This window comes from Streptomyces sp. AA4 (assembly GCF_000158875.1).
Taxonomy (GTDB): Bacteria; Actinomycetota; Actinomycetes; order Mycobacteriales; family Pseudonocardiaceae; genus Amycolatopsis.
In genome coordinates this window covers 7133433-7159677 of the sequence record NZ_GG657746.1, presented here as the reverse complement: position 1 = coordinate 7159677, position 26245 = coordinate 7133433, and the positions used below count along the sequence as shown (strand labels likewise).

The following is a 26245-nucleotide window of genomic DNA, read 5'->3' as shown; positions in this document are numbered from 1 at the left end:
CCTTTCTCCGCGGTGACGTCTCCAGAATGACGGACGCGCGACCCCGTCGGTTCCGCGCGGGTCCGAATTGGGACGCGCGGCGCGAATCACTATGTGCTGCCGACTACTGTACGCGAACTTCCGGTTGCGCGCCGTAATATTAAACGGCCCGCCCGCGAAGGTTCGCGGACGGGCCGGGGAAAGGGAAGGAGCGGATCAGAGGTTGCCGCGGCGCTCCTGCTCGCGCTCGATGGCCTCGAACAGGGCCTTGAAGTTGCCCTTGCCGAAGCCGAGCGAACCGTGCCGCTCGATCAGCTCGTAGAACACGGTGGGCCGGTCCCCGATCGGCTTGGTGAAGATCTGCAGCAGGTAGCCGTCCTCGTCGCGGTCGACCAGGATCCGGTGCTCCTTCAGCGTTTCGATCGGCACCCGCACCTCGCCGATCCGGGCGCGCAGCTCGGGGTCGTCGTAGTACGAGTCCGGGGTGTCGAGGAATTCGACGCCCGCGGCGCGCATCGCGGTGATGGTGGCGATGATGTCGTTGGTGGCCAACGCGATGTGCTGGCAGCCGGCACCCTCGTAGAACTCGAGGTACTCGTCGATCTGCGACTTCTTCTTCGCGATCGCCGGCTCGTTGAGCGGGAACTTGACCCGGTGGTTGCCGTTCGACACCACCTTGCTCATCAGCGCCGAGTAGTCGGTGGCGATGTCGTCGCCGACGAACTCCGCCATGTTCACGAAGCCCATGACGCGGTGGTACCAGTCGACCCAGTAGTCCATCTTGCCGAGTTCGACGTTGCCGACGCAGTGGTCGACCGCCTGGAACAGCCGCTTCGGCGCGCCCTCGGGCCGCTTGACGGTGCCCTCGCGAGGTTCGTAGCCGGGCAGGTAGATGCCGTTGTAACGGGACCGGTCGATGAGCGTGTGCCGGGTCTCGCCGTAGGTCGCGATGGCCGCGCGGCGGATCGTGCCGTGCTCGTCGGAGACGTCGTGCGGCTCCTCGAGGATCGTCGCGCCCTCCTTGCGGGCGTGTTCGACGCACTTGTCGACGTCGGTGGTCTCCAGGGCGAGGTCGACCACGCCGTCGCCGTGGCGGCGGTGGTGGTCGAGCAGCGGGGAATCCGGCTTCACGCCGCCGGTGATCACGAAGCGCGCCGAACCGGACTTGAGCACGAAGGCCTTGTGGTCGAGCTGTCCCGTTTCGGGGCCGGAGTACGCGACCAGCTGCATGCCGAACGCGACCTGGTAGAACCACGCGGTCTGGGTGGCGTTGCCCGCGATGAACACCACCGCGTCCAGTGCCTTGACCGGGAACGGGTCGGTCGAGGCGTCGTGGTCCACCAGTCCGACGAGCTGGCGGAGCTGGTCGTAGCTGACGTCGTCGAGTGCGCCGTGCGGATCCATCGTGGAGGTCATGCACTGAGCATGAGTCGCGCCCGGCAAGCTGCGCAACGGTTTCCGTTTCAGCTGGACAATATGTTCAGCTTATCCTGGAGAAGCTCGGTCATCTTGGACAACCTGCGCAGGGAGAAAACCGGTGCTTGACTCGCTCGACGCGCGACTGCTGCTGTTGCTCACCGACTCGCCTCGCCTCGGCGTGCTCGAATGCGCGCGCCGGCTCGGCGTCGCGCGCGGCACCGTGCAGGCGCGGCTGGACCGGCTCACCGAACGCGGCATCCTCGGCGGCTTCCCGCCGGAACTCGATCTGGCCGCGATGGGCTACAGCCTCACCGCGTTCGCCGTGCTCGAAATCGCGCAGGGCAAACGCGCCGGTGTCGCGGAGGCACTGGCTGCGATCGACGAAGTGTGCGAAGTGCACGCCACCACCGGACAAGGCGACCTCTTCGTACGCCTTGTCGCGCGTGACAACGACGATCTGCAACGCGTCATCGACGAAGTGGTTGGCGTGCCGGATGTCTTGCGTACGTCGACTTCGATCGCGTTGTCGACACCAGTGCCGCCGCGAGTGCGGCCGTTGCTCGAACGGACGGCTAGGACACGTACGTGAGATAGCGCTTCGCGGAGCGCTGTACGACGTTATGGCCGTCTGTACGCACGATGGCGTCCCACCACGCGCCGTAAATGGCGTCGAAAGCGTACGGCTCCAACAGTTCCGCGGCGTGCCGTACGACGCTCGGCCGCTCCGGGATGAGGTTGGGGTAGCTGTACATGAAACCGACGTGCGTGCGGTCCGGCACCACCTGCACGATGTCGCCGGTCAGCAGTGCGCCGCGGCCTTCCTCGCCGTCCGGCCAATGCATGACGGTGCCGCCGGTGAAGTGCACGCCGAGGTTGATCAGCTGGAGATCCGGCGAGACGTCGAGCGTCGTCCCGGTCCACAGCTCGATCGACGGATCCGGCCTGCCGATCCACTGCTGGTCGTTCTCGTGCAGGTAGACCGGGACGTCGAAGGCGTGCGCCCATTCGACCATCGTCGTGTAGTAGTGCGGGTGGCTGATCGCGATGCCGGTGATGCCGCCGAGTTCGGCGATCTTGCCGATCAGCTCGTCGTCGAGGTAGGCGGAGCAGTCCCAGAGGAAGTTGCCGCTCGCCGCGCGGACCAGCAGCGCGCGCTGGCCGATCGCGAATTTCGGGTCCGAGCCGATGCCGATGAGCCCCGGCCCCTGCTCCTCGACCCGCGGCTTGAGGTCGCCGTCCGAGCGGAGCGCGGCCAGGTCGGTCCACTTCTGCCCGCCCGGCGGAACGTACTGGCGCTCGTCCTCGCAGATCGGGCAGTCCGCGCGCGGGGCGGCGTACTGCGTCCCGCAGGTCAGGCAGAGGGGGTGGGTGCTCATCGGTGTCCTCCAGTGGTTCAGCTGAAAGACACGCTAGACCGCCGAACGCGCGCCGGGCCACGGAAAACCGGGCGGGCGCGCGTTCGGCGGAAGACGGGTCAGGACTCGGTGTAGGGCACTGCCTTGACCAGGGTGACCTTCATGGTCTTGCCGTTCGGCAGCTCGTACTCGCGGGACTCGCCCTCCTTGGCGCCGAGCAGCGCCTTGCCGAGCGGCGATTCGGGGGAGTACACGTCGAGCGCGCCCTCCGCGCCTTCCTCCCGGGTGGCGAGCAGGAACTTCTCCTCCTCGTCGTCCCCGTCGTACTTGACGGTGAGCACCTTGCCGGGGCCCGCCGTGCCGTCGTCGTCCGGAGCCTCGCCGACCTTCGCGTTGCGCAGCAGCTCCTGCAGGTGCCGGATCCGGGCTTCGGCCTGGCCCTGCTCTTCGCGGGCCGCGTGGTAGCCGCCGTTCTCCTTGAGGTCGCCCTCTTCGCGGCTGTCGTTGATGCGGGCGGCGATGACCGGACGATTCTCGATCATTTCGTCGAGCTCGTGCTTGAGCCTGTCGTAGGCATCCTGGGTCAGCCAGGTCACCTTGGTGTCGCTCACGGTCACCATCTCCTCGTAGGGCCTGCCAGGCTTGGGTGTACAAGCCGGCCACCGCGTACGCACGCGGCTGAGATAAAGGAAAAACACGGCCCGTCGGGGGCCGTGCTGGTGTACGAGCGTATCACGGCAGGACAGGTCGACGCCGGTCCATTTCACGCCGCGCGGACGCTCGCCGCGCATTTCACTCCGTTGGCCGCTACGGGGTTGACAGATAGCGTGGTATGGAATACGAGCAGCCGAACACGTCGGCGGTCACCGGGGTCCCGATGCTCTTCACCACCGTGTTCACCCTGCTGTGGCTGGCCCCGGCGGGAACCAGCACCTCCCGGCGGCCGCTTTCCGCGCCGGACTTGTCGCGCACCCGGACGACGCACACGCCGGGCTTGCTGTCGTCGTCCCGGGTGACGTTGAGCGTGACCTGCATCGCGTCGCCCGGCCGTTCCTCGAAGCCGACGCGCTCCGCCTCGATCGGGGTCTTGCCGAGGTTGAGGTAGTAGACGAAGCCGATCGCGCCGCTCACGACCAGCGCGACGGCCACGAAAAGCCACCTCCGCCAGCGCTTCGACGGTTTGCCCTTGCCCGCGGCGCCGTACCGGTCCGCGGGCCGCGCCGGAACGGCGTCGCCCTCGGCGGTCACGGTCTCCCCGCTCTGCAAATCCGGGCCTCCGGTCAAACTTGTCGTACCCCTGGGGACAATAGGCGGTGCGGCCGGTCCGGGGCACCACCCTGGTCGAGTATCCGCGACCCGTTCCGGCGGCGCGGAGCCGGGGCGGTTTACCGCGGCGCAACCGGGTGTCACGGAATAACAGGACAGGAAAGGGCCGTTCGGACCATGGTGGGAGCCGACGAGCTGACAACAGAAGACCGCAAGCAGCGACTGCGCCTGATGGCGGTGCACGCCCATCCCGACGACGAGTCGAGCAAGGGCGCCGCCACCATGGCCAAATACGTCGCCGAAGGGCACGAGGTCATGGTCGTGACCTGCACCGGGGGCGAGGCGGGCAGCATTCTCAACCCGGCCATGGACCGGCCGGACGTGCTGGCGAACATGACCGAGATCCGCCGCGAGGAGATGGCGCGCGCGGCGAAGATCCTCGGCGTGAGCCACCGCTGGCTGGGGTTCATCGACTCGGGGCTGCCCGAGGGCGACCCGCTTCCGCCGGTGCCGGAGGGCTCGTTCGCGGTGATCCCGCTGGAGGAGGCCGCCGAGGCGCTGGTCCGCGTGATCCGCGAGTTCCGTCCGCACGTCATCACGACCTACGACGAGAACGGCGGGTACCCGCACCCGGACCACATCCGCACGCACGAGGTGTCGATGGCGGCCTTCGACGCGGCGGGCGACCCGGAGCGGTTCCCGGAGGCGGGCGAGCCGTGGCAGCCGCTCAAGCTGTACTACATGCACGGGTTCTCCAAGGCCCGGATGGTGGCGTTCGACACCGCGCTGAAGGAGGCCGGGCTGGAGTCGCCGTACGAGGAGTGGCTCAAGTCCTGGGACCCGGACCGCGCCGACATCATGGAGCGGGTGACGACCCGGATCGAGTGCGGGGAATACTTCGAGGTGCGCGACGAGGCGCTGAAGGCGCACGCCACGCAGATCGACCCGACCAGCCGCTGGTTCGCCGTACCGCTGGAGATCCAGCGCGAGGTGTGGCCCACTGAGGAGTACGAGCTGAACCGCTCCCTGGTGGACAGCACGCTGCCGGAGGACGATCTGTTCGCAGGCATCAAGGAGAAGGTGAGCCCATGAGTTTCGGTGTGCCGGCCGTCGCGGTCGTCCCGCTCACCGCGTCGGCGCTGGTCCTGTCCCAGCAGCCGGACAGCGGGGACAACGGCGGCCAGGGCGAGGACTTCGGCAAGTCCTCGCCGGTCGGCCTGCTGGTGCTGATCCTGTTCCTGGTCGCGGTCGTCTTCCTGGTCCGGTCGATGAGCAAGCACCTGAAGAAGGTGCCGCAGACGTTCGACCAGGAAGAGGCCGCTTCGGAGACTGGTTCCGCGGACGGCTCGGTTTCGGCTGAGGCTGAGGCGGATTCGGAGACGGCACCGGCACCGGCTGCGGCTGCGGAGAAGAAGCCGGACGCGGCGACGGCCAAGAAGAGCGACTGACCTCCGGCGGCGGGCGAGGCGCTACCTGGCGAGCCCGTCGCGGAGGGCAGTGAGCTTGTCCGTGAGCAGGCTGTCCTCGCCGGGCAGCACCGTGATGTACCGGTTTCCCTCGGGCCCGGAGACCTCGAACGCGACGCGCCCGTCGGTGAGGTCGAGGTAGCTGAGCGGCCCGGCTTCCGCGCGCCCTGGTCGCGCCGGTTCGCGCACGACGACGGTCATCTCGCCGACGCCGAACCAGGTCTGCTGGAACAGGTCGTCGACCACGCGTGCGGCTGGGCTGCGATCGTCCGAGTGGTCCGCCTGGAAGTCCTCCTGGGGCAGGGAGAACGCAGTCAGCTGGGCCGGCCGGTACCGCGGCAGGCTCGCGACCAGCGCACCGGCCGGGGTATGGGTCCCGTCGAGCACCTTCAGCCGCACTCGGTTGCCGCGACACAACGCTTTGACGCCGGTCCGTCCCCGGACGGCGACGAGCACGCTGTAGCGGATGTCCTGATTCTCGACGTGGGCGACGTATTCGGTGTCGGCGCGGCCCAGCGCGTAGAGGACGTCCTCGAACTCGTCGACGAACCGCCCGTGCTCGGTCAGTCCGAGCCACGCCAGCTCTTCGCGCACGGTCCGGTCGAGCCGCCGTTCGTCGGCCGTGAACCGAAGCCGCCCGGAAAACACCGGATGCGGCTCGTCGAACCCAGCTTCCCGGAGCGCGCCGAGAAGGGCGTCGAGGGACAGCTCGGTCGCGCGCACCGCTTCCTCCCGGCCTAACGGACCGGCCGGTCCCCGATCACCGGCGGCGTCGGTTTGCCGTCGCTCCCGCCGAACACGTCCGGATCGGTCTCCCGCAGGTAGGGCGGAGCGGTTCTCTCCTTGTCCTTTTCCTTGCTTTTCCCGGGCATTCCGCTGCCGGCCATGCTGCCGTTTTTCCCTGCCGCGCCTGGCGTTCCGGCCTGGCCGCTGCGGGCCGGAGCCGGTCCGCCGGGAGCGCGGGCACCGGTCCGGTTTCCGCTTTCCGGGCCGCCGTTCGGGTCGCCGCCGGGGCTGCTGAGGGCGTAGCCGCTGCCGGGTACCGGATCGAATCCGGGAGCGCCGAGAGGGTTGATCGGCTGGCCGGAAGGCCCGAATCGATATCCGGGCGGCAATGCGATCGGGCTGGGAGCGGACGAACTGAGGCGAGTCGAATCCGGCGGTTTGGCCGCTTCGGACGGCGTTGCCGAGGAATGGCTTTCCGCCGGGTCGGGTCCGCGACTGCCCGGATGATGCGCCGGGCGCTCGCTGCTTGGCGCAGGCCTCGGCTGCCGTGGGTTCGGCATCGGACCCGCGGAGCCCGCGTTGCCCGGAGGCGGTTCGCTGACGCCAGCACGGCGGTGGTCGGGCGGTTTGCCGCTCGGTCTGCTGGGACCCGCGACTGGTGGCCGCGGTGTGCTGGTACTGGCGGGGGAAACGGACGCACCGGTGTCGCTCAGTTCCGCGTAGTGCGCCGGAATCCGGCCGGAGTTGACGCCGGTCGTCGAGTGGTATCCGGTGTAGGCGTCGATGTTGTGCTGGGCGTCGGTCTGCCATTGGTTCAGCTCGGCGAAGTAAGCGAGCTTTCCTTGAAGCAGGTCGTACACGTGCTGCGGGCCGATTTCCGGGCGGTCGCCGATCGGTTTCACCGTGTTTTTGACAGTCTGGAAAGCCGAGATCTGCCCGTCCGCCGCGGCCTGCGCGAACACGAGATTCGTGCTGATCGACGCGGAAGCGGACATCAGCGGACCAGCCGAGCCAGCGGCTTCCTCAGCGGTGGCTCCGTGCCATCCGGTACGGATTTTGTCCGCGAGGGCCGCGATTTCGTCGATCCGTTCCGTCAAGTCCCGGCTGAGATCCGCCGCGGACCTCGCGGTCTCGCCCAGCGATTCGGGCCCCTGCCCGCCGGTGATGTGCTGGTAGATCTCCGCCGGGGTCAATGATCGACCGTCCATCAGCGTCCTCCTCGCAGATTGCCGAGCACTTTCCCCGCGACCTCGCGCGCTGATTCGCACGGATCCTTCTCGCCTTTGTGCGCCGGCGATTGGGTGATCGACACGTCAACGGTTTCGCGGTCGCTCGTTCCCAGCGCGACATTGCACTCGCCGAGCCGGGCCCGCACGTCCTCTATGCCGTAAGCGACGACCGGGTAACCGTCCACCGGGGCGAGGGGCGCGAAGAACGGATAGGTGCCGCCTTTGGCGCGATAGATCGAGGTCAGACCGAGTTTGTCGACGTTCGGGAACAGCACCACGAGGTGCGCCTGGGAGAACCAGCCACAGCCGGGTCCGCCGGCGCCTTTCGGGTCCGGAACGACGCGTGCCTCGTCGCCGAGCAGACTCGAAATCTGCTCCGCGGTCAGAGCGGCGCAGGGATTCTGCTTGAATCTGGTGATGTCGATCGGGTTCGGCACTTTCGGCACGCCGGGGCCGGGAACCTCGTCCGCCGGGGTGGTTCTCGCCGTCGGCGGACCGGTGCTCTCGGCCGGGACGGCTTGCCCCGGGGTCGTGGCCGAGCAGCCGGCGAGGGCGAACAGGGCCAAGGGGGCGAGCGCCAGGGCGCGTCTCACAGACTTCCCCCGGCCCGGTGCATTTCGGTCGAATGCGCCTCGTCGGCATCCGAGTATTTTTGGAGCGCCGCGCGATGTTTGGCAGCTTGATCGCGGCAATACCGTTCGCATTGCTCCAGCGAGCCCCACAGGACTTCTCCGGAACTTCGGAAGACGGCCGCGTTGTCGGTGCTGGAAAAATCCAGCCCGGGCGGCTGGGTTCGCGCGATGACCCCTGCGCGATCCTTGTCGAGCCGGAACTTGTCGGCGAGTTTTTCGTAGCGGGTCGCGATTTCTTTGAGCGTCGCTTTGTCGTACGAGTACCCGTCGCCCGGCGGCGGCGCGACCGCCGTCGTCTCGATCGACGCGGCGCCGCGCCTCCGGTTCGGAGGCAGGTCGGACTGCTGATTGTCGGCCACGATGTACGCCTCCCCGTGCGTAGATCGTCCCGGGTCCGCTGGGCCCAGGTGTATTCGTCACCCTGTGGAGCCGGGTAGTTACTCTAGTCGCCGCGATTAAGCCTGTCTGCATTTGCGAACTGCAACTCGCAACGGAGTTCACCGTTTATGGACTTGAGCAGGGCGACTGTCGTACGGCCAACAGCAAGCATCACTCGAATGTCTTAAGCCGCAGACAGCGGGGAAGGCTTCGTCAGCGCCGTTCGGCCAGTTGCTCGTCGTAAAGGCTTTCCGGCGGAAGGTGCGTGCCGGGCGACCCGATCTCGCCGGTCCGGTGGCCCGACGGCGGCTTGTCCTGAGTTCCGGTGCACCCGAGCGCCCAGTTGTGCGCGGTCGGCGGGTTTTCCACGAGATAGGAGCCGGCGGCGCAGTTCCACAGGACCGAATTCGCGCCCGCCCAGCCCTGGCCGCTGCCCATCCACTGCCGGTCGGACAGCTGAAGATGACCGGACGGCGGGCTCATCGCCAGGTCGTCGTAGAGAGTGCCGCTGGCCCAGCGCTGGTGCGGGCCGGCGTCGAGGATCCGTGCACCGGTGTTCGTCGCCGTGCAGCGGCTGATCACGTTGGGGCCCGGCACCCTCGCCTGCGTGACCCAGGCGTGCACGTTGCTGCCGGTGACGGTGCATTGCCGCACCAGGGTTTCCTGGCCGCTGATGGTGTAGGCGGCGGGTTGGTCGTGGATGTCCTGCGGGACGGACTCGTCGAGAGACGAGGTGCGCAGCAGGCTGATCCGGAGCGCGTTCTGCCCCACCGTGAAGGCGGAACCGAAATGGTCCGCGACCACGTCGTCGATCCAGCTGTCCTGCGCGGTGTCCACGGAGACCAGTTGGGATTTGAAGAAACCGTCGTCGTGCCACGCGGGATCCCGCTCGAACTGGGCGCCGTCCGCGGACAGGTGTGCGAGGCCGGAACCGCTGATCCGCCCGGGATACGCATAGCGGGTGACGGTCGCGTGGGCGTACTGGCTTTCCAAGGCGTTGGTGAGCGGCACGTCGAAGCGGACCGTTTTGCCGTGGACAGCGGTGATCGTCCGGTCGAACTCCAGGCCGGCGTTCGGAGTCCACTGCTTGCTCGGGGTGCCGTCCGGCCGCGGCGGGATCTGGTCCATGCCGATCGCGTGAATCCACGCTTGTTCCTGCGGTCGCTGCACGATGACGTGGTCGCCGACGTGCAGGGACGAGGAATCGGTGACGTCGAGCTGATCCGCACCGACCGGGACGTAGCCGCTGGCGACCGGGATCGCCGATCCGGCCGAGGCACGCGAGCCGGTGCCGGCGATCGTGACCAGGGTGTGCAGGGTGCCCGCCGCGACCAGCCGCGTTCCGTTCGCGTCGCTGCCCGCGCCGCGTAGTTCGACGTTGCCGGCGCTGATCCGGAGAGTGCCTTCGAGTCGGTAGTCGCCTGCCGACAGTTGCACGGCGCCGGGCTTGCCGCTGTTCGCGACCTGGTCGATGGCCTGCTGAATCCGTGCGGTGTCATCCCCGGACGGCTGCGGCCCGACAGTCGCCGCGACCGGCAGTTCCGGCGGCGGAGCATCGCCGTTCCGGTAGCCGACCCGGGAGAAATCGGGGATCCGGTTGCCCTGCGCATCGGTGCCGTACGCGAGGCGGCCGTTCGCGAAACTGATCCAGTTCGGTGCCGCGGAAGCCGCATGGACACTGCAACCGGACAAACCAAGACATCCGATGAATGCGAGTGCGGTGAGGGATTTCAGGGAGCCAACGCGAGCGGATCGCCTCATGGAGGCGGACTCTAGCGAGCTTCTCTTCGGGCGACCAAGGCCAGTGGTCGGATTTCTCAGCGTCCGCTCAGCGGATCGGCGCGAGTTCTGCCCGACCTCGGCGGGGTGCGGTGGCCGTTCTGGCCGATTGTCCCGCTCCATGTGCCGACTACCGGAATGCGGCACACTCGGCACCATGTCGAACCGCCTCGCCGAAGCGACGTCCCCGTACCTCCTGCAGCACGCCGAGAACCCGGTGGATTGGTGGGAATGGGGTCCGGAAGCGCTGGCCGAGGCGCGCCGGCGCGGGGTGCCGATTCTCTTGTCCGTCGGGTACGCCGCCTGCCATTGGTGTCACGTCATGGCGCACGAGTCCTTCGAGCACGAGGGCACCGCGGCGCTGATGAACGCGCATTTCGTCAACATCAAGGTCGACCGCGAGGAGCGGCCGGACATCGACGCCGTCTACATGGCCGCCACGCAGGCCATGACCGGCCAGGGCGGCTGGCCGATGACCTGCTTCCTCACGCCGGAGGGCGAGCCGTTCCATTGCGGCACTTACTATCCGCCCGCGCCGCGTCCAGGGATTCCGTCGTTTACGCAGCTGCTGCTGGCCGTCGCGGAAGCCTGGGAGGAACGGCCGGACGACCTGCGCGAGGGCGCGAAACAGATCGTCGGGCATCTTGCCGAGCAGAGCGGTCCGTTGAAGGAGGCCGCCGTCGACGCGGACGCTTTGGCGGAAGCGGTGACGAAACTCGCGCAGGAGGCAGACCCCGTGCACGGCGGTTTCGGTGGTGCGCCGAAGTTTCCGCCGTCCATGGTGCTCGAGTTCCTGCTGCGGCACCACGAACGCACGGGCTCGGCCCAGGCGTATGCGCTCGCCGAGTCCGCGGCGGAGGCGATGGCTCGCGGCGGCATTCACGACCAACTGGGCGGCGGGTTCGCGCGCTACTCCGTGGACGCGGAGTGGATCGTGCCCCACTTCGAGAAAATGTTGTATGACAACGCGTTGCTGCTCCGAGTGTACGCGCATCTCGCCCGCCGTGGGTCGGCGTCGGCGCGGCGGGTGGCGGAGGGGATCGTCCGGTTCCTCGAGCACGATCTTCTTACGCCGCAAGGAGGTTTCGCCGCGTCGCTCGACGCGGACACCGAAGGTGTCGAGGGGCTGACGTACGTGTGGACTCCCGCGCAGCTCAACGAGGTGCTCGGCGAGGACGGTCCGTGGGCAGCGGAGCTGTTCAGCGTCACGGAAGAGGGCACCTTCGAGGAAGGCGCGTCGACCCTCCAGCTGCGGGCAGATCCGGACGATTTCGCCCGATTCGAGCGCGTCCGCCAGGCATTGCTCGAAGCGCGGGCGGCGCGGCCACAACCGGGGCGAGACGACAAGGTAGTCGCGGCCTGGAACGGTCTCGCGATTTCCGCGCTGGCCGAAGCGGGCGTCGCGCTGGAGCGTCCACAGTGGATCGAACTCGCTCGCAACGCGGCGTCCCTGCTGTTGGACCTGCACCTCGTGGACGGACGCCTGCGGCGCAGTTCGCGCGACGGTGCGGTCGGGGCTCCGGTCGGCGTGCTGGAGGACTACGCGTGCCTCGCGGACGGTCTTCTCGCCCTCCACCAGGCCACCGGCGAACCGCGCTGGCTCACCGAAGCGACCCGGCTGCTGGACGTCGCCTTGACGCACTTCGCCTCGGATTCCGCTCCCGGCGCGTATCACGACACCGCCGACGACGCCGAAGTCTTGGTGCAGCGTCCGTCCGATCCGACGGACAACGCGAGCCCGTCCGGCGCTTCGGCACTGGCTGGCGCGCTGCTCACCGCCTCCGCACTGGCCGGGTCTGACCAAGCGGCGCGTTACCGCGATGCTGCTGAACTGGCGTTGCGTCGCGTCGGCCTGCTCGCCGCGCGCGTGCCGCGGTTCGCTGGCCACTGGCTGTCCGTGGCGGAGGCGGCGCAGTCCGGACCGGTGCAGGTCGCGGTGGTCGGCGGGGAACGCGCGCAGCTGGTCACTGCCGCCGCGCAGCACATCCACGGCGGCGGCATCGTGCTCGGCGGCGAACCGGACGCGCCCGGCGTCCCGCTGCTGGCCGACCGGCCGCTGGTCGGCGGCGAGGCGGCGGCGTACGTCTGCCGCGGCTACGTCTGCGAACGCCCGGTGACCGCGGCGGACCAGCTCATCGCCCAGCTCTGACGAATTCCGCCCCTGGTGAACGCGCTACCCGCTGCAGTGGAATCAGCGTAGCTTCAGTAGTGACGTAATCATGTAATCAAGGATGGTGGACGTCATGGGGCGAGGTTGGAAAGGCCGGGGCTGGCAGCAGGCCGAGGCGCCGTCGGCGGACGACGCGGCGGCGTGGTTCGGCGGACGGCTCCCGGACGGCTGGTTCACCGGCGAGCCGGAAATCACCGTGGACCGCGAAGAGATCCTGGTCGTCGGCGAGCTGCCCGCGCTGACCGGCGAATACGCCGACGACGCGGCCCGCGCGGCCGCGGAGGACGGGCGGATCAGCCGGTTCCGCGAGGAAACCCGCGACGAGCGGATCGAGATCGCGCGGCAGGCCGAGCACCGCTACCAGCGCAAAGTGGCGTGGGGCGCGAAGCTGGGCGGCACGACGGCGCACTTCACGACGCTGTCGGTGCCGGTGATGACCCGGCTGCGGCAGCCCGAACGGCTGGTACTCGACACGCTCGTGGACGCCGGCGTCGCGCGGTCGCGGTCCGAGGCGCTGGCCTGGGCGGTGCGGCTGGTCGGCGAGCACGCGGACGCGTGGCTGACCGAACTGCGCGAGGCGATGACCAAGGTCGACGACCTGCGGTCGAAGGGGCCCGATTTGGGCTGAGCTGCGGGACTTCCTCCGCTGCGGCAGGCTGGAGGCAGCCTGCTGTATCGGAGGAACCTGTGGACGTCCCCGCTGTGCCCGAAAAAGTCGACCCGGACGCGCTGACCGAGGTCCTCGATGGACGCTGGGCCGAGTTGAAGCGCGACGTGCGCGCGCAGATGAGCGCGGAGAAGTTCCGGGAAACGATCGGTCTGGACGTCGAGGCGCACCGCGTCCAGGTCTTGGACCAGCTGCGGAAACTCGCCGAAACCGACCGTCCGGCGCTCGGCTTCGACGCCGCGTACGGCGGGCTGAGCGACGTCGGCGGGTCAGTGATGTCGTTCGAAATGCTCGGCTACGGCGACCTGTCGCTGATGGTCAAGGCCGGCGTGCAGTGGGGCCTGTTCGGCGGCGCGGTGCAGCTGCTCGGCACCGCGACGCACCACGAGAAGTACTTGCGCCGCATCATGAATCTGGACCTGCTGGGCTGCTTCGCGATGACCGAGCACGGCCACGGCTCCGACGTCCAGCACCTGCGCACCACGGCGACGTACGATCCGGCCGCGCGCGAGTTCGTCGTGCACAGCCCGGATCCCGGCGCCACCAAGGAATACATCGGCAACGCGGCCCGCGACGGACAGCTCGCGGTGGTCTTCGCGCAGCTGATCACCGGCGGCGAATCCCGTGGCGTGCATGCTTTCCTGGTCCCGATCCGCGACGATTCGGGTGCTCCGGCCCCCGGCGTCACGATCGCGGACTGCGGGATCAAAGCCGGTCTGAACGGCGTCGACAATGGACGTTTGACCTTCGATCAGGTCCGCGTGCCAAGGGAAGCGCTGCTGAACCGCTTCGGCGACGTAGCCGAGGACGGGACTTACTCGAGCCCGATCGAAAGCGACGGCCGCCGGTTCTTCACGATGCTGGGCACGCTCATCCGAGGCCGCGTGAGTGTCGGCGGCAGCGCCGGATGCGCCACCCAGCGAGCCCTGACGCTGGCCATCCGCTACGGCGACCAGCGGCGGCAGTTCCAGCGTCCAGAGGGGGACGAGGTCGTCATCCTCGATTACCTGGGACACCAGCGGAAGCTGTTGCCCGCCTTGGCGAAGACCTACGCCCTGCACTTCGCTCAGGAGGAGCTGGTCGCCGCCCTGCACGACATCGCCCCGGACGCGCCGGAAGAAGAACAACGCGAACTCGAATCCCGCGCGGCCGGTTTGAAGGCCCTGAACACCTGGCACGCCACCGCGGCGATCCAAACGGCCCGCGAAGCCTGCGGCGGCAGCGGATACCTGGCGGAGAACCTGCTGGCCGGTTTGAAGGCCGACACCGACGTCTTCACTACCTTCGAAGGCGACAACACTGTGTTGTTGCAGCTGGTCGCGAAGGGCTTGCTGACGCAGTACAAGGAACACTTCGAGGACCTCAGCCCCCTGGCGACCGCGCGATTTGTCGCCGAGCAGCTGGTGGACACCGTCATGGAACGCTCTGCCGCGCGGAAGTTCCTTGAGCGGCTCACAGAGTCCGACGACGCTTCAGTGCTCTTCGACCGCGAGTGGCAACAGCGTCTCTTCGAGGATCGCGAAGAGCATGTACTGAGCGGTGTAGCCAACCGTCTCCGCGGCGCTGCTTCGGACCCCTTCGGCGTCTTCAACTCCGTACAAGACCACGTGCTGCTCGCTGGCCGTGTACACGTGGACAGGTTGATCCTCGACGCCTTCGCACGCGCTGTCGCCGCCTGCCCCGATACGGACGCGGCTGCGCTGCTTTCGCGGCTCTGCGACCTGTACGCCCTGTCGACGATCGAAGCAGACCGCGCGTGGTTCCTCGAACACGGCCGCATCTCGGCGAGCCGCTCCAAGGCGGTGACCGCTGCGGTCAACGCGCTGTGCGGGGCGTTGAGGCCGCACGCGCGGACGCTGGTGGACGGGTTCGCGGTCCCGGAGCAGTTCTTGGCGGCCCCGATGCTGAACGGCTGAACCGGTCTGGCGGAAACGACTCAGGCCGTCCCTAGGCTGCGTGACAGCCTGGAGACGGCCTGAGGAAGATCGATAACCGCAAACCCGCAGCTAGGAGTACATCGCCAACCAGATCGCGATGTAATGCGACACCGCTGCCAGCACCGTGCAAGCGTGGAAGAACTCGTGGTACCCGAACGTCTCCGGCCAATGATTAGGCCACTTCACGGCGTAAAAAACCGCCCCAACGGTATAAAACAGCCCACCCACGCAAAGCAACACCAAAGCCGCGACCCCGGCGTGGCTCAGCAGTTCCGGCAGGACGAACACCGCGACCCACCCGAGCGCGATGTAGATCGGCACTCCCAGCCAGCGCGGGGCGTGCGGCCACAGCATCTTCATCGCCACCCCGAGGATCGCGCCGCCCCAGACGATGCCCAGGACGATGTATCCCGTCGGCTTCGACATGGCCAGCAGGGTGAACGGCGTGTAGGTCCCGGCGATGAACAGGAAGATCATCGAGTGGTCGGCGCGCTTCATCCACTTGTACGCGCGCGGGCTCCACAGCCTGCGGTGATACAGCGCGCTCACGCCGAACACGCCCAGCACGGTGAGGCCGTACACGGACGTCGCCAGCGCGGCGACCGGGGAGACCGTCGCCGCGGCGAGGCTGATCAGCGTGGCGGCCGCGGCTACCGCGCCGAAGAACGACCAGAAGTGGATGTGCCCGCGCAACCGGGGGCGGGTGTCCTCGGGGACGGTGGGGGGCTCGGTCTTCACGCTCACCGTCCCAAGGTTACGGAACCGTAGGTTTTTTGCCAGCCCCCGTGGCGCGTCACACCTCTGATCCAGGGGTGCGTACGCTCGGGCGACGTGAGCCTCCGGTCCTTCATGTCCGACGTCGTCTACAGCATCTACAGCCGCCGCCTGATCCAGCAATCGGCGGGCCGGCATCCGCGGCATATCGCGATCATGCTCGACGGCAATCGCCGCTGGGCGCGCGAGGCCGGGTTTACCGACGTGGCCGACGGGCACCGCGCCGGGGCCAAGAAGATCGCCGACTTCCTGAGCTGGTGCCAGGAGGCCGACGTCGAGGTCGTGACGATGTGGCTGCTCTCCACCGACAACCTCAACCGCGATCCGGACGAGCTCACCCCGCTGCTGAAAATCATCACCGACGTCACTGACGAGCTAGCCGGGGCCGAGGCTCCGTGGCGGCTGCGCATCGTCGGCGCGCTCGACCTGCTGCCGCTCGAGGTGGCGCAGAAGCTCACCGCCGCCGCGGCTCGGACCGAGAACCACTCGGGCATGGAGGTGAACATCGCGGTCGGCTACGGCGGCCGGCAGGAGATCGCCGACGCCGTCCGCAAACTTCTCCTGCAGCACGCCGACGAGGGCACCTCGATTCGCGAACTCGCGAAAATCCTCGACGTCGACCACATCTCGGAACATCTGTACACATCCGGTCAGCCGGATCCGGATCTGATTATCCGAACGTCCGGTGAACAGCGGCTTTCCGGATTTCTTCTGACGTTCGGCGACGCCTACGCCACCTTCATCGAGGGCGGCGGCGCGGCGGGCTACGGTCTCGCTTCGCTGGCCGCCGGTGCCTACACCGGCATCGCGCTGACCCCGGCGCTGGTGGCCCACTCGATGGAGCACCACCACGGCTGAGCCGTCTTGCGCGAAGGCCCCGGAGCCGTGCTCCGGGGCCTTCGCGCAAGACGGCTCAGCCGTGGTGGTGCTCCATCGAGTGGGCCACCAGCGCCGGGGTCAGCGCGATGCCGGTGTAGGCACCGGCGGCCAGCGAAGCGAGACCGTAGCCCGCCGCGCCGCCGCCCTCGATGAAGGTGGCGTAGGCGTCGCCGAACGTCGGGTCCGGAGCGCCCTGGGTCGTGGCCGGGGAGGCGAACGCCGTCCCGCCGATCATCATCAGGCCCGCGGCCGCACCGGCGACAATTCCAGCCTTCTTCAGCACTTCGCACACTCCTAGGTAGAGATACTGGGATTCGGGGCACCGGAGTGTTCCGGTGGTGTGTCCCGCAGTAAGGAAATTACCCCCGAATGGCCTCTGGCGAATGGCGCGTACGCCCATTGTGTGAGCGCTGGAAGGCCCAGTTCACTCGGTCCGGTTCAGTGTCCAGGACGCGAAATGCATTCCGGTCTGCTCCGTGGTACAAGGCCCTTTACCTGGGAATTGCCTGCACTCGGTGATTAATTTTCCATGATCATCCATCTGTGCGACCCCCCGATCGCCGGACCCAGTGACGCTGAGTGAGCACTGTGGACACTCTGTTGCGGGCGACCGACGGTGGGATGACGAATCGGCGAATCACCTGTGTGGCTGCCTGCACGACGGGGCGGACGTAGGTACCTTCCGGAATAGAGAGCTCGCGTTCCGTGCGGGTTCTCGCGGGAGGCCCTGGTCGTGGCGTTGATCGAGGGGGCGGCTCAGCCGCCCACGAGATGCACGAGGGGGCCGGCACCCGGCCCTCGTGGCCGTGCCGCCTGACGCAGCCAGCGTCAGGGAGTGCGGACCCAGCCAGGGAGGTGCCCGGCCCAGCGAGTGCGGGCGTGGGGTGCACACGCCCTCGAGGGAGATGCCGTCGTGACTGCGCAGCGTTCACCCCGCAAGGCCTCTGGCCGTTCTTCGACCGGTGCTTCGGCCCCGGAGAAAGCCTCGATCTCGCCCGAATCCCCACGCATCACTTATGTGCTCGACACGTCGGTGCTGCTCTCCGACCCGTGGGCGGTCACCCGGTTCGCCGAACACGCGGTGGTGCTCCCGCTGGTCGTCATCAGCGAACTGGAGGCCAAGCGCCACCACTCCGAGCTGGGCTGGTTCGCCCGCGAATCCCTCCGGCTGCTGGACGACCTCCGGCTCCAGCACGGCAGGCTCGACGCCCCGATCCCGATCGGCGACCAGGGCGGCACCCTGCAGGTGGAGCTGAACCACACCGATCCGTCCGTCCTCCCGGTGGGCTTCCGCACCGACTCGAACGACCACCGCATCCTCGCGTGCGCGCTCAACCTCGCGACGGAGCGGCCGGCGGTCACCCTGGTGACGAAGGACATCCCGCTGCGGGTCAAAGCGGGTGCGGTCGGGCTCACCGCGGACGAGTACCGGGCGCAGGAGGTCACGCCGTCGGGCTGGACGGGCATGGCGGACGTGGACGCGCCCCAGGAGCTGATCGACGCGCTCTTCTCGGGCGGTTCGGCGGATCCGGCGGAGTTCGGGCTCGGAGAGGTGGGCGAACTGCCGTGCCACACCGGGCTGCGGCTGCTCGCGGGCAGTTCCAGCGCGCTCGGCCGGGTCACGGCGGACAAGCGGGTGCGGCTGGTGCGCGGCGACCGCGAGGCGTTCGGCCTGCACGGCCGCTCGGCCGAGCAGCGCGTGGCGCTCGACCTGCTGCTGGACTCGGACGTCGGCATCGTGTCGCTCGGCGGGCGCGCGGGCACCGGCAAGTCGGCGCTGGCGCTGTGCGCGGGCCTGGAGGCGGTGATGGAACGCCAGCAGCACCGCAAGGTCGTGGTGTTCCGCCCGGTCTACGCGGTCGGCGGCCAGGACCTCGGCTATCTGCCCGGGTCCGAGAGCGAGAAAATGCAGCCCTGGGCGCAGGCGGTGTTCGACACGCTCGGCGCGCTGGTCAGCCAGGACGTGCTGGACGAGGTGTTCGACCGCGGCATGCTCGAGGTGCTGCCGCTGACGCACATCCGGGGCCGCTCGCTGCACGACACGTTCGTGATCGTGGACGAGGCGCAGTCGCTGGAGCGCAACGTGCTGCTGACCGTGCTGTCGCGGCTCGGCTCGGCGTCGCGAGTGGTGCTCACGCACGACGTGGCCCAGCGGGACAACCTGCGGGTCGGCAGGCACGACGGCGTTTCCGCGGTGATCGAGAAGCTGAAGGGCCACCCGCTGTTCGCGCACGTGACCCTGACCCGGTCGGAGCGCTCGCCGATCGCGGCGCTGGTGACCGAGATGCTGGAGGACCACGGCTGAGCTAGCTCCGTGAAGGACTCCTTGAGGGAATCAGATTCCCTCAAGGAGTCCTTCACGGACTTGCCGCGGGGTTACCAGCCGGAAGGCAGCGGACGTCCCTCCGCGAATCCGGCCGCGGACTGCACACCCAACACAGCGCGCTCGTGGAACTCATCCAGCGTGCGCGCGCCCGCGTAGGTGCAGGACGAGCGGACGCCCGAGCAGATCGAGTCGATCAGGTCCTCGACGCCCGGCCGGGCCGGGTCCAGCGCCATGCGCGACGTGGAGATGCCCTCCTCGAACAGCGCCTTGCGTGCGCGGTCGAAGACGTTGTCCGTACGCGTGCGGGCTCCGACGGCGCGCTTCGACGCCATCCCGAACGACTCCTTGTACGGGCGGCCCTGTTCGTCGTACCGCAGGTCGCCGGGGGATTCGTGGGTCCCCGCGAACCACGAGCCGACCATCGCCGCCGACGCGCCCGCGGCCAGTGCCAGCGCGACGTCGCGCGGGTGCCGGACTCCGCCGTCCGCCCACACGTGTTTGCCCAGCTCACGGGCGGCCGCGGCGCATTCGGCGACCGCGGAGAACTGCGGGCGGCCGACGCCGGTCATCATCCGCGTGGTGCACATCGCGCCGGGGCCGACGCCGACCTTGATGACGTCCGCGCCCGCGTGGATGAGGTCGCGCGTGCCTTCGGCGGTCACGACGTTGCCCGCCACGACCGGCACCTTCGGCGACACCGAACGGACCGCCTTGAGCGCGGCGATCATCTTTTCCTGGTGTCCGTGCGCGGTGTCGACGACCAGCGTGTCGACGCCCGCGGCGAGCACCGCTTCGGCTTTCGCCGCGACGTCGCCGTTCACGCCGACCGCGGCGGCCACGCGCAGCTTGCCGTTCGCGTCGGCGGCCGGGGTGTAGATCTCCGAGCGCAGCGCGCCGACCGCGGTCAGGACGCCGGCGAGGCGGCCGTCGGCGTCGAGGCCGAGGGCGAGCCGTCCGCCGTGGCTGTGCAGGAGTTCGAAGACCTCGCGCGGCGGCGTGTCCAGCGGCACGGCGACGACGGCGGGCTCGGCGACGTCGGCCAGCCGCGCGAAGCGGTCGACGCCGGCGCAGGCGGCCTCGTCCACGACGCCGACCGGCTTGCCGTCGCCGTCGACGATGACGACCGCGCCGTGTGCTCGTTTGTGCACGAGGTTGAGGGCGTCGGCCACCGCGTCGCCGCCGGTGAGGACCAGCGGCGTGTCCCACACGGCGTGGCGGGACTTCACCCAGGAGACGATTTCGGCCACCGCGGCCGTGTCGACGTCCTGCGGAAGCACGACGAGCCCGCCGCGGCGAGCGACGGTCTCGGCCATCCGCCGTCCGGCGACGGCCGTCATGTTGGCCACCACCAAGGGGATCGTCGCACCTGTGCCGTCCACAGTGGACAAGTCGACGCCGAAGCGGGATTCCACGTCCGAACGGTTCGGCAGCAGGAACACGTCGTCGTAGGTCAGGTCGTGAGCGGGCACGTGCCCATCCAGAAAGCGCACGAGTCACCAGGCTACGTGGCTCGCGCGCGAGACGCTAACCCGGCGTGGCCCGTGGAACAATGGCCAGGTGGACAGCCGTGATCGCGACGACCGGGGACGGGCCCGCAACGCCCGCCCGCGTGACGGTCTGGGCCGCCCGCTGCCCTACGGCTCCGACGGCGTGCCGCGCCAGCCCGAAGGCGTGCAGCGGACCCCGGCGGAGACTCTGGCGGAGGCTCAGTACCTGCTGGACGCGGGCCGCCCGTTCCACGCGCACGAGGTGTTCGAGGACGCGTGGAAGGCGACGGACGGGCCGGAACGCGAGCTGTGGCGGGGTCTGGCCCAGCTGGCGGTGGGGCTGACACACGCGTTGCGCGGGAACGGGAACGGGGCGGTCGCGCTGCTGGAACGGGGCGCGGAGAACATCGCGCCGTTCCGGGACGAGCCGCCGCACGGGCTCGACGTGGCCGGGTTGCAGCGGTGGGCGCAAGCGCTTGCGGCGGAGGCCCGGGAGCGGGTCCGGGTGGTTCCGGAGGTTCCTCGGCTGGCCCGGTAGGCGGCTTCGTCGCGTCATCCGGCGGCCCTTGGCTCAGGGGCGGTTCGCCGGTGGGGCGGACGAGTCCTTGGCGGCCTGGAACTGGTCGTTGGTCGGTCGTGAGCGGGGCAGATCCGGCGGTGCGGTCTGGAACGACGGTTGGCGGGCGTCGAGTGTCGCTCGCGGGCGACCGGTGCGGCTCAGGCTCCAGCCGTAAGCGAGTCGCGGTCGACGCGGGGCGGCGTGGCCTGTGGCGACGCGAGCAGGCGTGGCGACGCGTTTTCGGGTGGGCAGCCAGTGCCGACCCGGCTGGTCCAGCTGGCCGCAAGCGTTTGCGGATCGGGGTCGAGCGCGGAACTCGCCAGGCGGGCCGACGACAAGCGTTGGCCCGCCTGGCGAGATGCGGGGCCGATCAGGCGGCGGGCCAGTCGGACGACGCGGCCTTTTCCTTGCCGATGGTCGTCGCCTCGCCGTGGCCGGTGCGGACGATCGTCGCGTCGGGGAGGGGGAAGAGGCGGTCTCGGATGGATTTCACGATGGTCGGGTAGTCGGAGTACGAGCGGCCGGTCGCGCCGGGGCCGCCGTGGAACAGGGTGTCTCCGGTGAAGAGGACTTCCAGGTCGGGGCTGTGCAGGCAGACCGCGCCGGGGGCGTGGCCGGGCGTGTGCAGCACGGTGAGCCCGGTTCCTGCGACGGTGATGACCTGTCCGTCGGCCAGGTCGCCGTCGGGGGCGCGGTCCGGGTGGGTCAGGTCCCAGACCACGCGGTCGGCCGGGTGCAGCAGGATCGGGGCGCCGGTGCGGTCGGCCAGCGCGGGGGCGGCGTTGACGTGGTCGTTGTGCGCGTGGGTGCAGACAATCGCGCGGACCGTGCGGTCTCCGACGACGTCCGCGATGGCGTCCGCGTCGTGCGCGGCGTCGATCACGATCACCTCGGAGCCGTCGCCGACTATCCAGACGTTGTTGTCCACGTCCCAGCTGCCGCCGTCGAGTTCGAACACGCCCGACGTGACCAGGTTCTGCACTATGGCCGTCATGCCGCAGACCCTAGTGGCCCGCGAGGCATACCGCCGGTACTTACTTTCGAGTATTCTTACTCGCGGTAAGTTAGCCGCGACGACGGGACTGCTCATGACCGACCCCCGGGACCTGCTCGCCGAGCCGCTCAAGCTGCAGTGCGGGGCCGTGCTGCCGCATCGCCTCGCGAAGTCGGCGCTCAGCGAGCAGCTTGGCGACCGTCGCAACGCGCCTTCGGCCGAACTCGCGCAGCTGTACCGGACTTGGGCGCGCGGCGGGGCCGGCCTGCTGGTGACCGGCAACGTGATGGTCGATCCCGCCGCGCTCGGCGAACCGCGCAACGTCGCGGTGCCCGCCGAGCCCGACCCGGCGGCGTACCGGTCGTGGGCCCAGTCCGTGGACGGGACGGACGCGCAGTTGTGGGTTCAGCTCAACCACCCCGGTCGGCAGAGCCCTCGGTACTTGTCCCGGCAGCCGGTCGCGCCGTCGGCGGTGCCGTTCGGCGATCGAGGGGTGCGGACGGCGTTCGCGGCGCCGCGGGCGTTGACCGGGGACGAGATCGAAGCGGTGGTGGCGCGGTTCGCGTTGTCGGCGCGGACGTTCGTCGACGCCGGGTTCGCCGGAATCCAGATCCACGGCGCGCACGGATACCTGATTTCGCAGTTCCTGTCGCCGTTGGTGAATCGGCGCGACGACGAGTGGGGGCGCGACCGCAGCCGGTTCCTGCTCGAGGTGGTGCGCGCGGTCCGGGGCGCGGTGGGGGACCGCGTGCCGGTTTCGGTGAAGCTCAACAGCGCGGACTTCCAGCGCGGCGGCTTCGCCGAGGACGAGTCGTTGCAGGTGGTCCGCGCGCTCGGCGAGGCGGGAATCGACCTGCTGGAGATTTCCGGCGGCACGTACGAGCGGGCCGTGATGATGGGCTCCGGCCGGGCGAGCACGCAGCGGCGGGAGGCGTATTTCCTGGACTACGCGGCGAAAGCCCGCCAGATCAGCGACGTTGCGCTGATGGTCACCGGCGGGTTCGCCACGACGGCCGGGATGGCGGAGGCGCTGGAATCCGGTGCGCTGGACGTGATCGGGATCGGCCGTCCGTTCACTGTGGACCCCGCGCTGCCGGGACGGCTGCTCGCGGGCGAGGACGTCCGAGCCGAACGGCGGTGCCCGCACACGGGAATCCGGCTCGCCGACAGTCTGCTCGAGATCCAGTGGCACACCCAGCAGATGCACCGCGTCGCCGCGGGCAAACCGGTGGACCTGAAGCGCGGCGCGTGGCGGGCGCTCGCCCAGGCCGGGCTCAGCGATCCGCTGAACGCGTTTCGGCGGGTGCGCGCGTGAGCCGCCGGTCGGCGACCCGGGCCCCGCTGGCGAGCACGATGAAGAAGACGCCGATGAGCAGGCAGTTCAGCGCGACCTGTCCGTAGCCGAGCTGGTCGGCGTTGACGAACGGATACGGGTAGTAGCCGTCGATCGCGCCGCGGACGAGCGTGAAAGCCAGCCACACCAACGGATAGACGAGCGACCACCAGACGGTGCGCCATTCCAGCACGCGCGGCGCGAAGAGCAGCCAGCCGAGCACGCACAGCACCGGGGTGACGCGGTGCAGCAGGATGTCCGCGGCGAGGCTGAGCCCGTGCAACTCGTACAGCCCGGCGAGCGCGACCTGGTAGACGACCCCGGTGACCACGATCCCGACCAGCGCGTCCAGCCACAGCACGCGCATCAGCCGCGAGGTGCCGCGGCCGCGGGCGAAAGCCGCGCTGGTGACGAGGACGAGGACGTTCGAGATGATCGTGAAGTAGGTGAACAGGTTCGCCACCCGCCCGCCGAAGCTGGCGTACCGTCCCTGCGCGGGCACCAGCGCGACGATCTGGACCACGAGCGCGGCCAGCACGACCGCCGCGGTCACCCCGAACCACAGCCGGGCCAACGCTTTCGACGACATGCGCTGACTCTACGGCTCCGGGACGGCCCGCCCGGCTCGACACGACCAGGATCGATCGCGTCGAGCCAGGTGAACTCGCGCAAGCCGAGCGACACCTGCCCTCCGGAGGCAGTGCTCGGTCGTTGACTACCGCATCACCGCACCGCCTTCACCAGGGCAGGCACGAAGACCGAGGCGTCGATCGTGCCCCAGCCGCTCGCGATGTCGTAGCCCGGACCGGCCTTGAAGCCTTCGACGTCCCACTGACTGTTGTCGCCCTTGGTGACGTCGACGATCCCGGCCGCGGTTCCCTGCGGACCCAGCTTCGAGTACAGCGCCGGGTTGATCTGGCCGAGCCGGCCGTGGTTGGCCTGCACCGCCAACGCCAGCACGCCGGCGAACAGCGGCGCCGACTGGGACGTGCCCTGGACGCCTTCCATGCTGATGTCCGGGTACGCCCGCATCGAGCTGCCGGTGACCTTCTTGACGCGGTTCTGCCACGACGGCCGCGCGTACGCCTTCGACAGGCCCGCCCCTTCGCTGAATCCGTTGTCCGCCGCGTTGACGAGGTCGTCCGGCCGGGTGCGGACGCCGTTCGCGTCGAGGTGCAGCTGGGTGCCGCCGAGGGCGGTGACGTTCGGGTCGCTGGCCGGCCAGCTCGCCACGCGGTACGGATACCTGCCGGGGCCTTGCAGGTACGCCCCGGTCGGCCCGTCGTCACCGGACGACGCGACCAGCGTGACGCCCGCCTTGCTCGCCCGCTCCAGCGCCGGGTCGAGGGTCTTGATCGACTCGAACGACGGGAAGTTCTCCTCGGTGGTGCCGAAGCTCATCGAGACCACGTCGGCGATCCGATGCTCGGTCAGGTAGTCCACCGCGTGCATCATTTCCGGCAGACCGGCGAAGCCCTGCGTCTCGGCGACCGGGGTGGCGGCGACGACGATCTTCGCGCCCGGAGCCATCGCGTGCATCATCGTGACGTCGAGATCGGTTTCCCCGCCCCACGACTGGCAGGTGGCCGTGTCGACCCCGGGATCGGTGCACGCGGGCACCGCGCCGGAGGGCTGCAGCACCTCGACGTTCGCCGGCGGCAGGCCGTGCTGCCGCGAGTACTCGTCCAGCACCTGCTTGACCTTGTCGTCGCCGAACGACACCAGCGTGGCCACGGTGGACCCGGCTCCGGTGATGCCCTGGTTCCACAGCTTCGTGGCGTTGTACGCGCCGCTTTCCTTCGGCAGCTTGGCCATCGCGGCGTTGAGCCGCGCCACCCGCTCCTGCACAGTGGTCGCGCCGACGAACGACTGCGCGGCAGCCGAGAAATGATGCCGCGGCGGCTGCTTCGGCGGAGCTGGCGCGGCACTGGCCGGTGCCGCCACCACGGTGGCGGCGAGCACCACGCCCGCCAGCAGGGTCATCGGCCGCCCGAATCCCCGGACGGCTGATTTCACCCGGAACGTCATGCTTTTCTCCCATCGACGCAGGCCAGTGCTCCCACTCTCGGGTACGCGGCCACGGGTGCGACATCGACTTTCGTCGGGCGTTTTCCTGAGTACGGCGGGGAAAAACTGCCCGATGTCCGTAATGTGCCCACTCATCCGGCGGACGGTCGCGGCGAACCTCATCCGGACGCCTCCTCGGAACCGGCCTGCTCTCGAGGACTGGTCCGCTCCGCGGAACCAGCCTGGCCCGCGGCCGCGGTCCCTTCCGCCGGGCCGGATTCCACCGCCGGACGGCTGCCGCGCAGCAACCCCCGGACGGTGTCGATGGTGTCGGCCTCGCCCGGGTCCTTGTCCGGCCGGTACCGCACCACCCGCGCGAACCGCAGCGCCAGCCCGCCCGGGTACCGCGTGCTGACCTGCGCCCCGTCCAGTTCGATCTCGACCACCGTCTCCGGGCGCACGTGGACGGTCCACCGGTCGCGGTGCGTCTCGATCTCCTGGAACCGCTCGGTCTGCCAGGCCAGCAGCTCGTCGGTGAGCCCCTTGAACGTCTTGCCCACCATGATCGGCGGCCCGCCGTCCGGATCGCGCGCGCCGAGGTGGAGGTTGGACAGTTTGCCGGTGCGCCGCCCGTGGCCCCATTCCGCCGCCAGCACCACCAGATCGATGGTGTGCACCGGTTTCACCTTCAGCCACGCGCGCCCGCGCCGTCCGGCCGCGTAGATCGAATCGAGGTCCTTTACCATCACGCCCTCGTGCCCGGCGTCCATCGCCGCGTCGAGCACCGCCGCCGGCGATTCCGGCCGGACCGAACCGGGAATCACGTGCTCGCCCGCGACCTTCCGCAGCGCCTCGTTGCGTTCGGACAGGGGCGCGTCGAGCA

The 26245-nt window shown here is 69.3% G+C and carries 26 protein-coding genes; 10 read left to right on the top strand and 16 right to left on the bottom strand.

Features of this window, described 5'->3' with window-relative positions; translation table 11 throughout:
• Window positions 1-195: 195 nt before the first annotated feature.
• The gene (gene hppD / locus SSMG_RS32560) at window positions 196-1395 is read right to left on the bottom strand and encodes a 4-hydroxyphenylpyruvate dioxygenase (RefSeq protein WP_009083173.1); all 1200 of its coding nucleotides are present in this window, start codon (window positions 1393-1395) and stop codon (window positions 196-198) included.
• Window positions 1396-1516: 121 nt separating this feature from the next.
• Between hppD and SSMG_RS32555 the strand changes: the two genes are divergently transcribed.
• Window positions 1517-1987 carry an Lrp/AsnC family transcriptional regulator gene (locus tag SSMG_RS32555; protein ID WP_009083170.1) on the top strand — a complete coding sequence of 157 codons (471 nt, stop codon included), beginning with the start codon at window positions 1517-1519 and terminating at the stop codon, window positions 1985-1987.
• Here the strand turns inward: SSMG_RS32555 and SSMG_RS32550 are convergent.
• The 3 genes from SSMG_RS32550 to SSMG_RS32540 form a co-directional block, all read right to left on the bottom strand.
• A complete protein-coding gene (locus SSMG_RS32550) occupies window positions 1971-2774 on the bottom strand; it encodes a hypothetical protein (RefSeq protein ID WP_009083168.1) in 804 nt (267 codons plus the stop codon). The genes SSMG_RS32555 and SSMG_RS32550 overlap by 17 nt on opposite strands.
• 98 nt (window positions 2775-2872) lie before the next feature.
• Window positions 2873-3373, bottom strand: a complete 501-nt coding sequence (gene greA, locus SSMG_RS32545) for a transcription elongation factor GreA (protein WP_037715598.1) — start codon at window positions 3371-3373, stop codon at window positions 2873-2875.
• 187 nt (window positions 3374-3560) lie between these two features.
• A complete protein-coding gene (locus tag SSMG_RS32540; RefSeq protein WP_009083166.1) occupies window positions 3561-4001 on the bottom strand; it encodes a DUF4307 domain-containing protein in 441 nt (146 codons plus the stop codon).
• A gap of 249 nt (window positions 4002-4250) precedes the next feature.
• Between SSMG_RS32540 and mca the strand changes: the two genes are divergently transcribed.
• Both mca and SSMG_RS32530 read left to right on the top strand, forming a co-directional pair.
• The gene (gene mca, locus SSMG_RS32535; protein WP_286157087.1) at window positions 4251-5111 is read left to right on the top strand and encodes a mycothiol conjugate amidase Mca; all 861 of its coding nucleotides are present in this window, start codon (window positions 4251-4253) and stop codon (window positions 5109-5111) included.
• Complete coding sequence (locus tag SSMG_RS32530; RefSeq protein WP_009083162.1) at window positions 5108-5467, top strand: hypothetical protein; 360 nt, start codon at window positions 5108-5110, stop codon at window positions 5465-5467. Before mca ends, SSMG_RS32530 begins: the two co-directional genes overlap by 4 nt.
• Window positions 5468-5488: 21 nt before the next feature.
• On the opposite strand, the gene SSMG_RS46460 is transcribed toward SSMG_RS32530, so the two are convergent.
• From SSMG_RS46460 to SSMG_RS32505, 5 genes are all read right to left on the bottom strand, one after another.
• On the bottom strand, window positions 5489-6208 hold the full coding sequence (locus tag SSMG_RS46460) for an ESX secretion-associated protein EspG (protein ID WP_009083160.1): 720 nt from the start codon (window positions 6206-6208) through the stop codon (window positions 5489-5491).
• Window positions 6209-6222: 14 nt separating this feature from the next.
• Window positions 6223-7419 (bottom strand): hypothetical protein, encoded by a 1197-nt coding sequence (locus SSMG_RS46455; protein ID WP_009083158.1) that lies wholly within the window; start codon window positions 7417-7419, stop codon window positions 6223-6225.
• A complete protein-coding gene (locus SSMG_RS32515) occupies window positions 7419-8144 on the bottom strand; it encodes a DUF3558 domain-containing protein (RefSeq protein WP_100266952.1) in 726 nt (241 codons plus the stop codon). Before SSMG_RS32515 ends, SSMG_RS46455 begins: the two co-directional genes overlap by 1 nt.
• A complete protein-coding gene (locus SSMG_RS45710) occupies window positions 8030-8431 on the bottom strand; it encodes a hypothetical protein (protein WP_009083155.1) in 402 nt (133 codons plus the stop codon). Before SSMG_RS45710 ends, SSMG_RS32515 begins: the two co-directional genes overlap by 115 nt.
• Before the next feature lie 232 nt (window positions 8432-8663).
• Window positions 8664-10142, bottom strand: a complete 1479-nt coding sequence (locus tag SSMG_RS32505; RefSeq protein WP_199786045.1) for a hypothetical protein — start codon at window positions 10140-10142, stop codon at window positions 8664-8666.
• A 244-nt stretch (window positions 10143-10386) separates the two neighbouring features.
• Between SSMG_RS32505 and SSMG_RS32500 the strand changes: the two genes are divergently transcribed.
• From SSMG_RS32500 to SSMG_RS32490, 3 genes are all read left to right on the top strand, one after another.
• Complete coding sequence (locus tag SSMG_RS32500; protein WP_009083153.1) at window positions 10387-12378, top strand: thioredoxin domain-containing protein; 1992 nt, start codon at window positions 10387-10389, stop codon at window positions 12376-12378.
• A gap of 94 nt (window positions 12379-12472) precedes the next feature.
• Complete coding sequence (locus tag SSMG_RS32495) at window positions 12473-13027, top strand: hypothetical protein (RefSeq protein ID WP_037715594.1); 555 nt, start codon at window positions 12473-12475, stop codon at window positions 13025-13027.
• A 59-nt stretch (window positions 13028-13086) separates the two neighbouring features.
• Window positions 13087-14982: an acyl-CoA dehydrogenase gene (locus tag SSMG_RS32490; RefSeq protein ID WP_037715592.1), complete on the top strand. Its 1896-nt coding sequence runs from the start codon at window positions 13087-13089 to the stop codon at window positions 14980-14982.
• 90 nt (window positions 14983-15072) lie between these two features.
• On the opposite strand, the gene SSMG_RS32485 is transcribed toward SSMG_RS32490, so the two are convergent.
• Window positions 15073-15747, bottom strand: coding sequence for a hemolysin III family protein (locus SSMG_RS32485; RefSeq protein WP_009083146.1), 675 nt, complete (start codon window positions 15745-15747; stop codon window positions 15073-15075).
• Window positions 15748-15834: 87 nt separating this feature from the next.
• On the opposite strand from SSMG_RS32485, the gene uppS reads away from it, so the two are divergent.
• Window positions 15835-16635 (top strand): polyprenyl diphosphate synthase, encoded by an 801-nt coding sequence (gene uppS / locus SSMG_RS32480; protein ID WP_286156988.1) that lies wholly within the window; start codon window positions 15835-15837, stop codon window positions 16633-16635.
• 55 nt (window positions 16636-16690) lie between these two features.
• Here the strand turns inward: uppS and SSMG_RS47365 are convergent, their stop codons facing one another.
• Entirely contained in the window at window positions 16691-16939 is a 249-nt protein-coding gene (locus SSMG_RS47365; RefSeq protein WP_037715588.1) for a hypothetical protein, read from the bottom strand.
• Between the two features lie 630 nt (window positions 16940-17569).
• Here SSMG_RS47365 and SSMG_RS32470 point away from each other — a divergent pair.
• Entirely contained in the window at window positions 17570-18961 is a 1392-nt protein-coding gene (locus SSMG_RS32470; RefSeq protein WP_009083141.1) for a PhoH family protein, read from the top strand.
• Window positions 18962-19032: 71 nt separating this feature from the next.
• On the opposite strand, the gene SSMG_RS32465 is transcribed toward SSMG_RS32470, so the two are convergent.
• Window positions 19033-20472, bottom strand: coding sequence for a GuaB1 family IMP dehydrogenase-related protein (locus SSMG_RS32465; RefSeq protein ID WP_009083139.1), 1440 nt, complete (start codon window positions 20470-20472; stop codon window positions 19033-19035).
• A gap of 67 nt (window positions 20473-20539) precedes the next feature.
• Here SSMG_RS32465 and SSMG_RS32460 point away from each other — a divergent pair, with 67 nt between their 5' ends.
• Complete coding sequence (locus SSMG_RS32460; RefSeq protein ID WP_009083138.1) at window positions 20540-21007, top strand: DUF309 domain-containing protein; 468 nt, start codon at window positions 20540-20542, stop codon at window positions 21005-21007.
• Window positions 21008-21398: 391 nt separating this feature from the next.
• On the opposite strand, the gene SSMG_RS32455 is transcribed toward SSMG_RS32460, so the two are convergent.
• Entirely contained in the window at window positions 21399-22022 is a 624-nt protein-coding gene (locus tag SSMG_RS32455; RefSeq protein WP_009083135.1) for an MBL fold metallo-hydrolase, read from the bottom strand.
• Between the two features lie 94 nt (window positions 22023-22116).
• On the opposite strand from SSMG_RS32455, the gene SSMG_RS32450 reads away from it, so the two are divergent.
• On the top strand, window positions 22117-23337 hold the full coding sequence (locus SSMG_RS32450; RefSeq protein WP_037715586.1) for an NADH:flavin oxidoreductase/NADH oxidase family protein: 1221 nt from the start codon (window positions 22117-22119) through the stop codon (window positions 23335-23337).
• On the opposite strand, the gene SSMG_RS32445 is transcribed toward SSMG_RS32450, so the two are convergent.
• From SSMG_RS32445 to SSMG_RS32435, 3 genes are all read right to left on the bottom strand, one after another.
• Window positions 23297-23944, bottom strand: coding sequence for a Pr6Pr family membrane protein (locus SSMG_RS32445; protein ID WP_009083133.1), 648 nt, complete (start codon window positions 23942-23944; stop codon window positions 23297-23299). The two genes, SSMG_RS32450 and SSMG_RS32445, sit on opposite strands and share 41 nt — an antisense overlap.
• A gap of 134 nt (window positions 23945-24078) precedes the next feature.
• Entirely contained in the window at window positions 24079-25383 is a 1305-nt protein-coding gene (locus SSMG_RS32440; protein ID WP_199786044.1) for a S8 family serine peptidase, read from the bottom strand.
• Window positions 25384-25541: 158 nt separating this feature from the next.
• Window positions 25542-26245: hypothetical protein (locus SSMG_RS32435; protein ID WP_199786043.1), on the bottom strand; the 704-nt coding region annotated here is incomplete at its 5' end.